The organism is Marinobacter salinexigens (genome assembly GCF_008370345.1).
Lineage (GTDB): Bacteria > Pseudomonadota > Gammaproteobacteria > Pseudomonadales > Oleiphilaceae > Marinobacter > Marinobacter salinexigens.
Genome location: NZ_VTUU01000002.1, coordinates 548044 through 562544, shown reverse-complemented (window position 1 = coordinate 562544; position 14501 = coordinate 548044). Strand labels below are relative to the sequence as shown.

Below are 14501 nucleotides of genomic sequence, written 5' to 3'. Positions count from 1 at the left end.
ATCAGATCTCAATGCCATCGATTTGAGCAATGGTATGGATGTCTTTATCACCTCGACCAGAAACATTGATCACAACCATCTGATCCTTGTCCATTGTAGCGGCGAGCTTGAGCGCATAAGCCACGGCATGAGATGACTCCAGTGCCGGCATAATACCTTCAACACGGGTAAGCGTCCGGAAACCATCCAGGGCTTCCTCGTCGGTTACTGAAACATAGTTCGCCCGACCCACATCCTTCAACCACGCATGTTCCGGACCGACGCCCGGATAATCCAGACCTGCGCTCACAGAATGTGTGGAGGAAATCTGACCATTTTCATCTTCCATCAGATAGGTGCGGTTGCCGTGCAAAACACCCGGACGACCGGCACACAGCGGGGCTGCGTGTTCGCCGGTTTCAATGCCGTGACCGCCTGCCTCTACCCCATAAAGCTCAACACTTTCATCAGTGAGGAACGGGTAGAACATGCCGATCGCATTGGAGCCACCACCAACACAGGCAACCAGAGCATCCGGTAGCTTTCCGGCTTGCTCCAGTGCCTGCTGCCGGAGTTCACGGCCGATCACTGCCTGAAAATCCCGAACCAGTAAGGGGTACGGATGCGGTCCGGCAACGGTTCCGATGATGTAAAAGGTATCATCCACATTGGAAACCCAGTCACGCATGGCGTCGTTCATCGCATCCTTGAGCGTACGGGTACCACTTTCGACGGCGTGTACCTGGGCCCCGAGCAGCTTCATACGATACACATTCAGTGCCTGGCGCTGGACATCTTCAGCCCCCATGAACACATGACATTCGAGCCCCAGGCGAGCACAGACTGTCGCTGTTGCCACACCATGCTGTCCAGCCCCCGTTTCGGCAATGATGCGTTTTTTACCGAGAAACGCAGCCAACAGGGCCTGGCCAATCGTGTTGTTCACCTTATGCGCGCCAGTATGGTTAAGATCCTCGCGCTTTAGCCAGATCTGGGCTCCACCGGTTTCACGGGTAAGGCGTTCAGCAAAATACAAAGGACTGGGACGCCCAACATAATGGGCAAGATCTTTGTCAAACGCAGCCTGGAACTCAGGATCTTCCTTCAGGCGAAGGTATTCCTTTTCCAGGATCATCAGGGAATCCATGAGGGTCTCGGAGACGAATCGCCCGCCGAATACACCAAAGTGCCCCCGGTTGTCCGGCAGTGCACTCAGCATTTCTTCAGTCAGTTTTACAGACACGATGAACCTCTTTAATGAAGTCAGATATTTTTTTGATGTCCTTGATACCTTTGCTGCTTTCCACGCCACCGCTGACATCAACGGCCCAGGGTCTGACCTGTTGAACTGCGCCGGATACGTTATCAGATGTCAAACCACCGGCCAATATAAGCGGCATGGAGCGCTCTTCAGGGATAAGCTGCCAGTTGAAGGAATGCCCGGTACCGCCATAGCGGTCCGGATCCCAGGCATCAACGAGCAAACCGGCGCCACGCTGGTAATCACTAAACGCTTTCTCGATCTGTCCCGCTTCACGAACACGAATAGCCTTAATCCAGCGCCGCCCAAAGCTATTGCAGTAGTCCGGCGTTTCGTCGCCATGGAATTGCAACAGATCCAGTGGAACCTGTTGCAGGACGGCGTCAACGAACTCCCTGTCAGGATTCACGAACAAGCCCACAAGAGAAACGAATGCCGGTACCCGCTGGGCGAGAGCCACCGCTTGCTTGATAGTAACGGATCGGGGGCTGGGGTCATAAAACACCAACCCAATGGCGTCAGCTCCAGCGGCAACGGCTGCGTCGACATCCTCAGCCCGGGTCAGACCACAGATCTTTATTCGGGTGTTCACGATGATGGCATCGGCTCCCTCGGGTGAATGTGGGTCGGCGCCACGGGTGCATTTTCTGCATCGGTAAACCATGGCCGGAGAAACCCGGGACCACACGCAGCTTCAGGAATGCCACACCACCCCGGGTATCCGACATCCACAAGGTAAAGCCCATGTGGAGGCGCCGTCACACCTGCAGCAGTACGATCCTGTTTTTCCAATACTTCCCGGACCCATTCCGGTGATTGCTGACCACAACCTACCGCCATCAGCACACCAGCAATATTCCGTACCATATGATGAAGGAAAGCGTTGGCCTGCACATCAATTACGACGAAATCTCCTTTTCGGCTTACCGTAATGCGCTCCATAAACCGAACAGGAGAACGGGACTGACAGCCCGCCGCCCGAAAAGAAGAGAAATCATGCTCCCCGATCAGCGCCTGGGCAGCTTCGTGCATACGAACGGCGTCCAGCGGACGGTATGTCCAGCTAACCTGCCCGCGCTGAATCCCCGGCCGGACAGGACCGTTGTAGATTACATAGCGATAACGCCGGTAAAAGGCTGAAAAACGAGCGTGAAAATCGCCGGGGCCGTTACCCGCCCAGTGGACCGCGATGTCATCCGGCAACGACGTATTTATACCCATCACCCACGAACGCAGAGTACGAATCGCCGGCGTCTCAAAGTGGACAATCTGATAGCTGGCATGAACGCCCGCATCCGTTCTACCCGCACACACCAGATCAACCGGGTGATTCGCGACCCTGGCGACAGCTCTGGCAAGTTCGGCCTCAACCGAACGCACACCCGATTTCTGCAACTGCCAGCCGTGAAATTCGCGGCCGTCGTACTCGAATGCAAGAGCAACCCGCCCTTGGCCAATCATTGTGTCAGTAGTCAGTTGTTGGGATTCAAGAAACAATTGCGGGTTCCGTTCTACAAAAAACAAAGCGCCGGCTGAACCCGGGAAGAACCCGGTCGCCGGCGCTTTTAGCGTCGTTGATCCGATTATAACGAATCAGGACAGATTTTTAAGGAGTTCCTGAGCTTCGGCTTTCTGGGCATCATCGCCCTCGAGCGCCACTTCCTCAAGAATATCCCGGGCACCATCACTATCTCCCATCTCAATATAGGCTCTTGCGAGATCAAGCTTGGTGGCTGCTTCGTCTGTTCCAGCAAGGAAATCAAAGTCGTCTTCTTCGCCAAGATCACTTTCATCCAGATCCAGACCAGAAGCACCCACCGGCTCATCCACGTTGTCCGACGCGACAGGGACATCATCAGGGGCTGGCGACTCGCTCAGATCTTCCAAATCGCCAAGATCACCGAAGTCCTCAAGCTCTTCCGGTTGGTCAAGAGGCGTTTCTTCTAGAGATTCTTCAGATTCCTCGCCACTCACGTCCTCCAGTGCATCCTCAAGTCCCAACTCTTCATCCAGGGAGACCATATCGGGACTTTCTTCCATCGGCTCGGATGACTCCGAAAACTCTTCGATCAAAGCCAGGTCTTCGTCAGACACATCGAGTTCGAGATCATCAAGGGAAGACTCTTCCCCCTCGAGAGCGCCCAGATCTTCATCTTCACTGGCCACCTTGTCGAGTTCGGCATCCAGCTCATCCAGGAAGGACTCATCAAGGGATTCAAGATTTGATTCGTCGGACAGGTCAACGGTTTCGGTTTCAGTTTCGCTGTCGCCCGGCAGTTCATCTGTAACCACCTCATCCTGAGAGCTTTCCTCACCGAAGGCAGTTTCATCAAACTCAAGCTCAAGCCCGGTTTCGGACAGATCGCCCAGGGATTCTTCCTCAGGAGCACTGTCTTCGCCTGACTCCAGAGACTCCTCGAGATCAATATCGAAATCAGTGAAGTCCTCATCGGGCTTCAGGGCTTCCGTCGAATCGGACTCTGTTTCGAGTGCGTCAGCGTCCTCCAGATCCAGAGATACATCCGACAGGTCATATTCGATCAGGCTGTCACGATCCACGCCTTCGGCGGCCTCTTCAACAGATTCTTGAGCATCGTCTTCAACAGATGAAGCTGCCGCATCATCAGTATCGCTCAGATCGAAGTCGGTAAGATCAGAATCCAGTTCACCAAATTCGTTTTCGGCAGGCCCCTCGTCCTGGGCAGCTTCAAACTGATCCGCTAACAGTTCCTCGGAAGAGACCTCCTCGTCGGGAGTATCCACTGCAGTGTCAGTGTCAGTGGCACTGAATGAGTCAGAACGAAGCTGGGATTCAAGGTCGTCAATACTCGGCATCGACTCCGCTTCTTCAAGACGAAGCTTGAGTTCGTTAGCTGCGGAAAGCGCCTGCTCGTCGTCCAGAGCCTCAATTTCACCGTACTGCTTTTCGAATGAAGAGCGATCCTCGGCATCTGCATAGACACCAAGCAACTTCAGGCGAAGATCGGTACGGCTTGGCTCGCGGGAAATAGCGCCTTCCAAAGCCTGGGCAGCCTGATCAAGACGACCATAGGCGATATAGGCATCAGCTTCAGCGATGGCGTCAGTCGCACCACCGTCCTCAGAGCCGCTTTCGTCAAGACCGAGATCGATACTGTCACCGCTATCATCGGAATCTGAATTAAGCTCGTCATAGAACTGCTTTTCGCGGTTGGCATTACGCCGGGCAAGCAGCAGGAGAATCAGCAACAACACGATGAGACCGCCACCCAGGGCAATCTGGTACATCGGGTTGCTCATAATCATATCGATGATGTTGCCGGGGAATGCTTTTTCAGGTGCAGGCGCCTGAGTAACCGGCTTGCTTACAGGCTGAGCGGGCTCTGATTGTTGAGCAGCTGCAGGTGCCGCGGCCTCAGATGCAACTTCTCCGGATTCAGCTTCCGCTGCCATGTCTGGCGCATCGGCAGGAGCCATCGATTCTCCACCAGCCATGTCGTCCTGAGCATTCGCCTCAAGCCCGACATCAGCCGCCGATTCACCCTCACCACCGTCAGATTCCTCAACGGCCATTGCTGGGGTTTCAGAGCCTTCAGCGGTTTGAGAGCCTTCAGCGGTTTGAGAGCCCTCAGCGATTTCAGAGCCGTCAACAGATGGGGTGCCCTCAGCGTCGAGACTCTCTACAACAGAGTCTGTACCTGAAGCGGTTTCATCAGCACCCATGCCGGAACCTACAGCGGAGGCCTGTTCCTGGCCAGCTGCACCCCCATTGGAGTCAGCAGCGCGCTCCTGCATATCAGCCAACTGGCTGTTCTTAAGCTCCAGCAGACGCTGCAGGGTTTCTACCTGGCTCTGCAAATCCTCAACGCGGCCGCTCAACTCGTCGTTTTCACGACGTACGCTATCAAGCTCTTCCATCGCAACAGCTGTGCCTGCGTCAACACCGCCTGGCAAATCACTGTCGCCACCAGCAGAACCGGCTTCCCCACCCGCATCGGACTCTGCATCCGCAACAAGCAGTTTCAGCTCATCTCCAGCGGAACCTGGTGCAGCGCCCGACGCGGCTGCCTCAACGTTTTGTTCCTGCTTTGTCTCAGTTGCATCAACGGTACGCTTTGGAGCGTTGAGTTCTTCATTCTGAGCAGTAACAGCGCGGGTTGCCTCAGCACGGGTACGACTCTGAATCTGATCCAGAGTGGGCACACGGAGAACCTCTCCGCGTTTGAGTCGATTGATATTGCCACCGATGAAGGCGTCGGGGTTCAGATCCTGCAATGCCAGCATCATCTGCTGCATGGAAACGCTGTCATTGGGACGAACGCGGGAGGCGATGGTCCACAAAGTATCCGATGAACCCGTCGGGCCAAAAGTCTCGCCCTGGTAGCCAGAACCTGAACTGCGGGCCAGACTTTGCTCCGCCTGGGTCTGGCGGCGAACGGATTCGGGACTTCGGGTCGTTGTCGTTGTCGTCGGCGCTGGTGTGCGTACTGTAGTCGGTGCCGAGACGGTTTCCTGAACTCCGGAATTTTCAGCGTAGACGGGGGGGTCCACCAATACTGCGTATTCTCGCATCAACCGGCCACTTGGCCAGGTGAGCTCTAACAGGAAGTTGAGGTACGGTTCCCGCAGCGGCTCGCGGGAGGAGACATTGACGATGAGACTGCCATCACTACCGGTTATAACCTTGAACTGAAGCTTGCTCAGGAACAGGTTTCGATCCAGCCCGACTCTTTCGTAAGCCGAATCCGGGGCAACATTGACGAATACATCGTTGGGATTAACACCACGGCTCTGCGGCAAAACGATCTGCGCATCCAGTGGTTCATTCAGATATGACTGAAGTTCGATTTCCCCCAGCCCCAGGGCCTGTGCGACGCTGGACCCGAGCCCTCCCGCCAGAGCCAGTGCAACCGCAAGCTTGCGTACCTTCATGCTTCTTCCTTTCCAGTCTCCGTTGTTCATTGCTACCTTCTTTCAGGCAGACATCGGACGAGGTTGGATAATTTCCATCTAATTTTTTCTGGCTGATTCTTTATCGTTATTATGGCTTTCTTACTAACGTTCAATCCGGCAAGTATTGTTGATAATACCCGCTTTATCAATCAATCAGCGCCAATCCTTGTAGCAATTTTGTATCTATCCGGCGGAACTTCCCAATGCCGCTGAAATAATCCCTGAAAAATAACAGGGGCGAAGACTGAAATCAGCCTTCGCCCCCAACCGGCTTGATCAAAACCGGACACAGTTGGCATTAATTACCGCCGTGTAACAAATCTTAACGTTCCTGCAGGATCCTCAGCATGCGACGCAAGGGCTCCGCAGCCCCCCACAGCAACTGATCCCCTACGGTAAACGCAGAAATGTATTCCGGTCCCATGGAGAGCTTCCGGATACGACCAACCGGAATGCTCAACGTGCCGGTAACCTTCGCCGGTGTAAGCTCTTCCATGGTCGCATCGCGATCATTCGGAATTACCTTAACCCAGTCATTGGCCTTGGCCAGGATGCCTTCGATCTCAGAAACCGAAAGATCCTTCTTGAGCTTGATGGTCAGAGCCTGACTGTGGGAACGCATGGCACCAATCCGGACACAGAGCCCGTCAATGGGAATCGGGCTCTCGCTGCGGCCCAGAATCTTGTTGGTCTCAACGCCGGCCTTCCACTCTTCCTTGCTCATACCGTTATCGAGCTGCTTATCGATAAACGGAATCAGACTACCGGCAAGCGGCACACCGAAATGCTCGGTCGGGAAGCTGTCGCCACGCATGGTTTCCGTTACCTTGCGGTCGATTTCAAGAATCGCAGATGACGGGTCTTCCAGTTCGGACTTCACACTGTCACGCAGATCACCCATCTGACTCAGAAGTTCACGCATATTCTGTGCACCGGAACCGGACGCCGCCTGGTAGGTCATCGGCGATACCCACTCGATCAGGTCCTGCTCAAGCAGGCCACCAAGGGCAAGCATCATCAGGCTGACCGTACAGTTGCCACCGATGTAGTCCTTAACGCCATTATCAAGAGCGGCATCAATAACATTCCGGTTAACCGGATCGAGCACGATGACGGAGTGATCGACCATCCGAAGTGTCGATGCCGCATCAATCCAGTAACCCTCCCACCCGGCATCACGGAGTGGCTGATACACCTTGGTTGTATAATCGCCACCCTGACAGGTCACGATGACATCCATAGTTTTCAGAATGTCGATATCAAAGGCATCCTGCAGCGCAGGAACACCCTCTTTACCGACTTCCGGCGCAGGCTTCCCGGTCTGGGAAGTCGTAAAAAATACCGGATCGATATCGGCAAAATCGTTTTCTTCACGCATGCGCTGCATGAGGACAGAGCCCACCATGCCGCGCCAACCTACAAGTCCAACTCGCTTCATGTGCGACTTTTGAACCTCTTTTATGCCCGCCCGCTACCGTTATCGCTGGCAGGGACAGGATGGATGACCCCGCGGCAGCAGCATGTCGCTGCCGTCGGGTTCTCAATTTACTGAAACCGGTGATAGCCGGTTAGAGAGCCGCCAAAACCGCTTCGCCCATGTCACGGGTGGACACCTTGGTCGCACCTTCCGACATAATATCCGCAGTGCGCAAGCCCTGATCCAGTACCTTGCTGACTGCGGCCTCAATGGCCTCGGCGGCTTGCTCTTCGCCCAGGCTGTAGCGCAACATCATCGCTGCACTGAGAATAGTCGCCAGCGGGTTGGCAATACCCTGCCCGGCGATGTCCGGCGCAGAACCATGACACGGCTCATACATGCCCTGTTTCTGCGAGTTCAGGGATGCGGATGGCAACATGCCAATGGAACCGGTCAGCATGGCAGCTTCGTCAGAAAGAATATCACCAAACATGTTTCCAGTCACAATGACGTCGAACTGCTTTGGTGCCCGAACAAGCTGCATGGCGGCGTTATCAACATACATGTGGGAGAGCTCGACTTCCGGGTATTCCCGCTTGAGATCTTCCATGATTTCCCGCCATAGGACCGTCACTTCCAGGACGTTTGCCTTGTCGACAGAACAGAGCTTCTTGCCGCGCTGCTGAGCAGCTTCAAAGGCCACACGACCGATGCGACGGATTTCTGATTCCGTGTAGGCGTAGGTGTTATAACCCTGACGATCGCCATTCTCGAGATCGCGCACACCACGAGGCTGACCAAAGTAGATGCCACCGGTCAGTTCGCGAACAATCATGATATCCAGGCCCGAAACAACTTCCGGCTTGAGCGATGACGCTGACGCCAGTTGCGGGTACAGAATCGCCGGGCGAAGGTTTGCAAACAACTCCAGATTGGAGCGCAATCCCAGCAGGCCCTTTTCAGGGCGCTTGGCCATGGGCAGGCTATCCCATTTGGGCCCACCAACGGCGCCAAGCAGAATGGCATCCGCAGCCTTCGCCTTTTCCAGCGTAACGTCTGGCAGAGGTGAATCTGTCGCATCAAGAGCGGCGCCACCGACCAGGGCGGTGTCAAAGTTAAGCCCCAGATCAAACTGCTCATTAACCTTGCCCAGTACCTTTTCTGCCTCGGCAACGATCTCCGGGCCGATACCGTCACCCGGCAGCAAGAGGATATTTCGTGACATGAATTCTTCCTTAACGTCTATTTGAATCAGTTGCCGGCATTAAACAGCCAGGGAGCTGTCTGCTTGCGGTTGTTCTCGTAATCACTGATCGAATCAGCATCTTCGAGGGTCACACCGATGTCGTCCAGGCCATTCAGCAAACAGTGACGACGGAAGTCATCCACCTCAAAGCTGAACGATTCACCCGAAGGTGTGGTAACGGTTTTCGCTTCCAGATCGATGGTCAGTTGGTAACCTTCGGTGTCTGCCGTTTCCCGGAAGAGCTTATCAACAACTTCTTCTTCAAGAACAATGGGTAACAAGCCATTCTTAAAGCAGTTGTTATAGAAAATATCGGCAAAGCTCGGAGCAATAACGGCACGGAATCCGAAATCATCCAGCGCCCAGGGCGCGTGCTCACGGCTGGAACCACACCCGAAGTTGGTTCGGGCGAGCAGCACACTCGCATTCTTATAACGCTCCTGGTTCAAAACAAAATCCGGGTTCAGCGGTCGCTGCGAACAATCCTGATCAGGCTTACCCTCGTCCAGATAGCGCAATTCATCAAACAGGTTCGGCCCGAACCCGGTGCGCTTGATGGACTTCAGGAACTGCTTCGGGATGATCATGTCCGTATCCACATTGGAACGGTCCATGGGGGCGGCAATGCCCTTGTGTTGCGTAAATGCTCGCATGGTCTCTCTCCTGTGGATCAGTGTGTCAGTTCGCGGACATCAACAAAGTGGCCAGTTACCGCAGCAGCAGCAGCCATAGCCGGGCTGACCAGATGCGTGCGACCACCAAAGCCCTGCCGACCTTCAAAGTTCCGGTTTGAGGTAGAAGCACAATGCTCGCCCTGCCCCAGTTTGTCCGCGTTCATCGCCAGACACATGGAGCAACCGGGATCACGCCACTCGAGGCCAGCTTCGATGAAAATCTTGTCGAGGCCTTCTTTCTCCGCCTGAGCTTTGACCAGCCCGGAACCCGGAACCACCATCGCCTGCTTCAGGGAAGCAGCTACCTTGCGGCCTTTGACAACCGCAGCCGCTTCGCGCAGGTCCTCAATCCGGCTATTGGTACACGAGCCGATAAACACGCGATCCAACTGGATATCGGTAATTTTCTGATTTGCTTCCAGGCCCATGTACTTCAGGGCGCGCACAATCCCTTCACGCTTGATCGGGTCTTCTTCTTTCGCAGGATCCGGTACCAGGCCGTCAACGCCGGTAACCATTTCCGGTGAAGTGCCCCAGCTTACCTGTGGCTTGATCCCGGAACCGTCGAGTTCAACCACTTTGTCGAATACCGCATCGGCATCACTGTGCAATGTGTTCCAGTACTCCACAGCCTTATCCCACTGCTCACCCTTCGGCGAGAAAGGACGACCTTTCACATACTCTATGGTGGTTTCATCAACCCCCACCATACCTACACGAGCGCCACCCTCAATGGACATATTGCAGATGGTCATCCTGCCTTCCATGCTCAGGCTCTGAATCGCCTCACCGCCAAACTCGATCGCATAGCCAGTTCCGCCGGCTGTACCGATTTTGCCAATGATAGCCAGCACAACGTCTTTACCGGTTACACCAGGGCCCAGTTTGCCGTTCACCTTGACCAACATGTTTTTCATTTTCTTCTGGACCAGGCACTGGGTTGCCAGTACATGCTCCACTTCAGAGGTGCCGATACCGTGTGCCAGGCAGCCGAACGCGCCGTGAGTAGAGGTATGGGAATCGCCACATACGATGCTCATGCCCGGCAGCGTCGCCCCTTGTTCTGGCCCGATAACGTGGACGATACCCTGACGCTGATCCTTGATCTTGAATTCGAGAATTCCGAACTCATCGCAGTTCTTGTCCAGGGTTTCAACCTGGGTGCGTGACACGGGGTCGACAATGCCATCGATACCTTTTTCGCGATCGACTGTCGGCACGTTGTGATCGGGGGTTGCCAGGTTGGCATCGAGGCGCCAGGGCTTCCGACCGGCGATGCGCAAGCCTTCGAAGGCCTGCGGTGAGGTAACTTCGTGCAGCAACTGACGATCGATGTAGATCAGCGCAGAGCCATCGTCACGCTGCTTGACCAGATGGTCGTCCCACAATTTGTCGTATAAGGTCTTGCCCGCCATGATTCTCTCTCACTGTCTGGGGGTTTCTGGTTTTGACTGCTATGGACACCATTTTACGCCCCTACGCTCAATAACCTCAATTCATGTTTTTTATTCTTTGAATTCCCTATAGGAATACTCTAGGTTTGGGGAGGTCCGGCTCTGGCATGGCTTCCCAAAACCCGCTCAAGCCCATCCATGGGATCGCTTGGGCTCCGCCATCCATGGCTCCGCACAGTTTTGGGAAGCCATGCCAGAGCCGGCCCCATACATTTGGCGTTCTGGTTATAGGAAATCACCAATGGATTCCAACTCCCTTAAGGCATTTCTGACGATAGTGGATCTCGGATCATTTTCCGAAGCCGCAGCAGTCCTTCATCTAACCCAGCCAGCCATCAGCAAACGACTGGCCTCTCTGGAGAACCTGCTCGGAGAAAAGCTGGTGGATCGCAGCCATCGGGAAATTCGTCTTACCGACGCCGGTGCCCGGCTAATGCCCCATGCCCGGAAGATTCTCGATGAGATTCATAATGCCCGCATGGCCTTGTCGGAAGACACCGGTGCGATTCGGGGTGAGCTGAACATTATCGCTTCTCACCACATCGGGCTTCATCACCTACCCAACTGGCTGCGACGATTCTCCCGGGATTATCCAGAGGTCAGGCTGAACCTGCAGTTTATGGAATCGGATGCGGCTTACACTCAGATGCTCAAACGTAACGCGGAGCTGGCCTTTGTCACACTCAGTGACAGTATGGGCAGCCAGTTCGTGGTATATCAACAGTGGCCGGATGCGATGTCGTTTGTGGTGGGGCCGGATCACGATCTCTCAGGACAGGATTCTGCAACTCTGGAGGAGCTTGCCCGCTACCCCGCGCTGCTACCGGATACCACGACGGCGACTTATCGGACGGTCAGCAGGCTGTTTCTGGAGGCGAATCTTCCGCTTAATCAGCAGATTCCCACCAACTACCTTGAGACGATCAAGATGATGACCAGCGTGGGCCTGGGATGGAGTGTGCTGCCGTTGAGCATGGCGGACGAATCCCTCCACAGACTTGAGACGGGGCATTCCGTCAATCGGGTGCTTGGGGCGGTTGGCCTTGCCGGTCGTCAGTTGAGCCAGGCTGCACGGGTGCTGCTGAACGTTGTGCATGAGGAAGAAACCGGCGATCAAACTTAGAACTCTTATAATCAGGAGACGACATGGGCTTTGACGATTACCTCAAGATTCTGGCCAAACACGACGGCTCGGACCTGTATCTGAGTACCGGCGCACCGCCCTGCGCGAAGTTTCACGGTACCCTGAAGCCCATTGATCGTACACCGATGGCGCCAGGGACGATCAAAGAGATCGCCTATAGCATCATGGATGACGAGCAGATCGCCGAATTCGAGCAGGAGCTTGAGATGAATCTGGCCTACAGCATTCGCAATGTTGGCCGATTCAGGATCAATATTTTCCGTCAGCGTAACGAAATTTCGATCGTTGCCCGGAACATTGTCACCGAAATACCGAACGCGGACGATCTGGGGCTGCCGCCAATTCTTAAAGATGTGGTGATGGCGAAACGCGGTCTGGTGCTTTTTGTGGGGGCAACCGGCTCCGGTAAATCCACATCGCTGGCTGCTTTGATTGACCACCGGAACACCAACTCTGCTGGCCACATCATCACTATTGAAGATCCGGTCGAATACATCCACCGGCACAAAAAGAGCATCATCAACCAGCGAGAAGTCGGCGTCGATACACGTAGCTTCCACCAGGCCCTGAAGAATACCTTGCGCCAGGCGCCGGATGTTATCCTGATTGGCGAAATTCGCGACCGCGAGACCATGGAGCATGCCCTGGCGTTTGCGGAAACCGGCCACCTGTGTATTTCGACTCTGCACGCCAATAACGCCAACCAGGCACTGGATCGCATCATCAACTTCTTCCCGGAAGAACGCCGACCTCAATTGCTGATGGACCTGGCGATGAACCTTCGGGCGTTTGTTTCACAGCGCCTGATCCCCACGATCGACAAGAAGCGCTGTGCAGCAATAGAAATTCTTCTGGGCACCCCGACCATCAGCGAACTGATCCTTCGCGGCGAAATCGATGGTATCAAGGAAATTATGGAGAAATCTGCAAACCTTGGTATGCAGACCTTTGACCTGGCACTGTTCAACCTTTGGAAAGAAGGCAAGATTTCAGAAGAGGAAGCCCTTAAAAACGCTGACTCCGCAAACAACCTCCGCCTGAAGATTAAACTGCACGGCCAGGACTCATCCAGCCAGTCCAAACCAGCATCCCCTTCTGGTAGCGGCTTGTCGCTCCAGCTTGAGGAGGATGAGGAAGATCCCGACGAGCAAGCATAGTTTAAAGGGAATTTCATCGATCGCCTGGCGGAGACTCCAGTCCCCGCCAGGCGATGAAAACCGCCAACACAAGCGCCACTGCACCACCCAGGAAGGCTGCCGATGTGCTGAAGCCTTCAACGAGGAAGCCTGACATCCAGGCCCCTACAGCACCGCCAGCCCCAAATGTAAGGCCACTGTATAGCGCCTGCCCCTGACCGTGGTGGTGCTTGCCAAAATACCCCTGAATATACTGAACCGATACCGCGTGGAGCGCCCCGTATGACGCCGCGTGAAGAGCCTGAGCAAAGATCAGAACCAGGACCACATCGGTCAGTTCTGCGATCAGAATCCAGCGAACCATGCTGAGCAACAGTGCACCAACCGCTATATGGCGTAGCGTCAGGTGACGAGTAAACCGATGCATTACTAAGAACAGCAAAATCTCCGACAACACACCCAGTGACCACAGCAATCCTATGGGCAGCTTGCCGTAGCCATGCTGCTCCAGGTGAATACTGAAAAACGTGTAGTAAGGCCCGTGGGAGACCTGTAGCAAAAAATTCATGGCGAAAAACGAAATAACCGCCGGATTGGTCACGATCGCCTTCAGGCTTCCAGAGGGAGCCCTTTCCTTTCTCTCTCCTTTTTCTGACGGCACCAGAAACGAAGACACCGCAATGCCGCCGAACACAGGTAGCAATAACCAGGGGAGGTAATGAACCGGAATGACTTCCAGAACACCGCCTACGCCAGCGACGGCTCCAATAAACCCCACGGAACCCCAGAGGCGAACCTGTCCATATTTCTCTTTCTGCGAGCCTAGAGTTCTTAGGGTAATCACCTCATAAAGGGGCAAGATCGCGTTCCAGAAAAATGTGAACGCCAGCATGACCAGCAGCAAGCCGTAAAATCCCGGCTCAAGGAACACACCGGCAAAAAACAGTGAACCGGTAATGGCGCCGAACCGGACAAGGCGGACCCTCTGACCACTACGGTCTCCGAGCCAGCCCCAAACACTGGGTGCCAGAATTTTGGTTAACTGGATTGTCGCCATCAACGTAGCGATCTGGAGATAGGAATAACCCTGGTCCTGAAGGTAAAGCGACCAGTATGGAAGAAGGCCACCCAACAGGGCGAAGAACCAGAAATAGAGATTGGAAAGTCGCCAGTAAATATCACGACTCCTTTCAGACGACATCGACCAAAAGTTCGGGTGATTCCGACAGGATATGCCCTGCCGGAATCCCTATACCCG

11 protein-coding genes are annotated in these 14501 nt (G+C 54.6%); 2 read left to right on the top strand and 9 right to left on the bottom strand.

What is annotated here, in order from left to right; all coding sequences use genetic code 11:
* Window position 1 precedes the first annotated feature (1 nt).
* The 8 genes from trpB to leuC form a co-directional block, all read right to left on the bottom strand.
* Window positions 2-1210, bottom strand: a complete 1209-nt coding sequence (gene trpB / locus FWJ25_RS07060) for a tryptophan synthase subunit beta (protein WP_438616559.1) — start codon at window positions 1208-1210, stop codon at window positions 2-4.
* Complete coding sequence (locus FWJ25_RS07055) at window positions 1203-1832, bottom strand: phosphoribosylanthranilate isomerase (RefSeq protein ID WP_149599541.1); 630 nt, start codon at window positions 1830-1832, stop codon at window positions 1203-1205. The genes trpB and FWJ25_RS07055 overlap by 8 nt, the downstream gene beginning before the upstream one ends.
* Window positions 1829-2737 carry a tRNA pseudouridine(38-40) synthase TruA gene (gene truA / locus FWJ25_RS07050; RefSeq protein WP_149599540.1) on the bottom strand — a complete coding sequence of 303 codons (909 nt, stop codon included), beginning with the start codon at window positions 2735-2737 and terminating at the stop codon, window positions 1829-1831. Before truA ends, FWJ25_RS07055 begins: the two co-directional genes overlap by 4 nt.
* 96 nt (window positions 2738-2833) lie before the next feature.
* Window positions 2834-6151 carry a FimV/HubP family polar landmark protein gene (locus FWJ25_RS07045; protein WP_149599539.1) on the bottom strand — a complete coding sequence of 1106 codons (3318 nt, stop codon included), beginning with the start codon at window positions 6149-6151 and terminating at the stop codon, window positions 2834-2836.
* 343 nt (window positions 6152-6494) lie between these two features.
* A complete protein-coding gene (gene asd, locus FWJ25_RS07040) occupies window positions 6495-7610 on the bottom strand; it encodes an aspartate-semialdehyde dehydrogenase (protein WP_149599538.1) in 1116 nt (371 codons plus the stop codon).
* Window positions 7611-7740: 130 nt separating this feature from the next.
* Window positions 7741-8814, bottom strand: coding sequence for a 3-isopropylmalate dehydrogenase (gene leuB / locus FWJ25_RS07035; protein ID WP_149599537.1), 1074 nt, complete (start codon window positions 8812-8814; stop codon window positions 7741-7743).
* Window positions 8815-8840: 26 nt separating this feature from the next.
* Window positions 8841-9488 (bottom strand): 3-isopropylmalate dehydratase small subunit, encoded by a 648-nt coding sequence (gene leuD / locus FWJ25_RS07030; RefSeq protein ID WP_149599536.1) that lies wholly within the window; start codon window positions 9486-9488, stop codon window positions 8841-8843.
* 17 nt (window positions 9489-9505) lie between these two features.
* Window positions 9506-10924 (bottom strand): 3-isopropylmalate dehydratase large subunit, encoded by a 1419-nt coding sequence (leuC, locus tag FWJ25_RS07025; protein WP_149599535.1) that lies wholly within the window; start codon window positions 10922-10924, stop codon window positions 9506-9508.
* A 280-nt stretch (window positions 10925-11204) separates the two neighbouring features.
* On the opposite strand from leuC, the gene FWJ25_RS07020 reads away from it, so the two are divergent.
* Window positions 11205-12086, top strand: a complete 882-nt coding sequence (locus tag FWJ25_RS07020; RefSeq protein WP_149599534.1) for a LysR family transcriptional regulator — start codon at window positions 11205-11207, stop codon at window positions 12084-12086.
* A gap of 23 nt (window positions 12087-12109) precedes the next feature.
* Window positions 12110-13264 carry a PilT/PilU family type 4a pilus ATPase gene (locus FWJ25_RS07015; RefSeq protein ID WP_149599533.1) on the top strand — a complete coding sequence of 385 codons (1155 nt, stop codon included), beginning with the start codon at window positions 12110-12112 and terminating at the stop codon, window positions 13262-13264.
* 13 nt (window positions 13265-13277) lie between these two features.
* Here FWJ25_RS07015 and FWJ25_RS07010 read toward each other — a convergent pair whose 3' ends face one another.
* Window positions 13278-14444 (bottom strand): MFS transporter, encoded by a 1167-nt coding sequence (locus tag FWJ25_RS07010; RefSeq protein ID WP_149599532.1) that lies wholly within the window; start codon window positions 14442-14444, stop codon window positions 13278-13280.
* Between the last annotated feature and the right edge of the window lie 57 nt (window positions 14445-14501).

Bases quoted from the DNA above. Each gene is read 5' to 3' on its own strand.
- FWJ25_RS07010 (WP_149599532.1), bottom strand. From the start codon at position 14,444: ATGTCGTCTGAAAGGAGTCGTGATATTTACTGGCGACTTTCCAATCTC.
- leuC (WP_149599535.1), bottom strand. From the start codon at position 10,924: ATGGCGGGCAAGACCTTATACGACAAATTGTGGGACGACCATCTGGTC.
- FWJ25_RS07020 (WP_149599534.1), top strand. From the start codon at position 11,205: ATGGATTCCAACTCCCTTAAGGCATTTCTGACGATAGTGGATCTCGGA.
- asd (WP_149599538.1), bottom strand. From the start codon at position 7,610: ATGAAGCGAGTTGGACTTGTAGGTTGGCGCGGCATGGTGGGCTCTGTC.
- FWJ25_RS07015 (WP_149599533.1), top strand. From the start codon at position 12,110: ATGGGCTTTGACGATTACCTCAAGATTCTGGCCAAACACGACGGCTCG.
- FWJ25_RS07045 (WP_149599539.1), bottom strand. From the start codon at position 6,151: ATGAAGGTACGCAAGCTTGCGGTTGCACTGGCTCTGGCGGGAGGGCTC.
- leuD (WP_149599536.1), bottom strand. From the start codon at position 9,488: ATGCGAGCATTTACGCAACACAAGGGCATTGCCGCCCCCATGGACCGT.
- leuB (WP_149599537.1), bottom strand. From the start codon at position 8,814: ATGTCACGAAATATCCTCTTGCTGCCGGGTGACGGTATCGGCCCGGAG.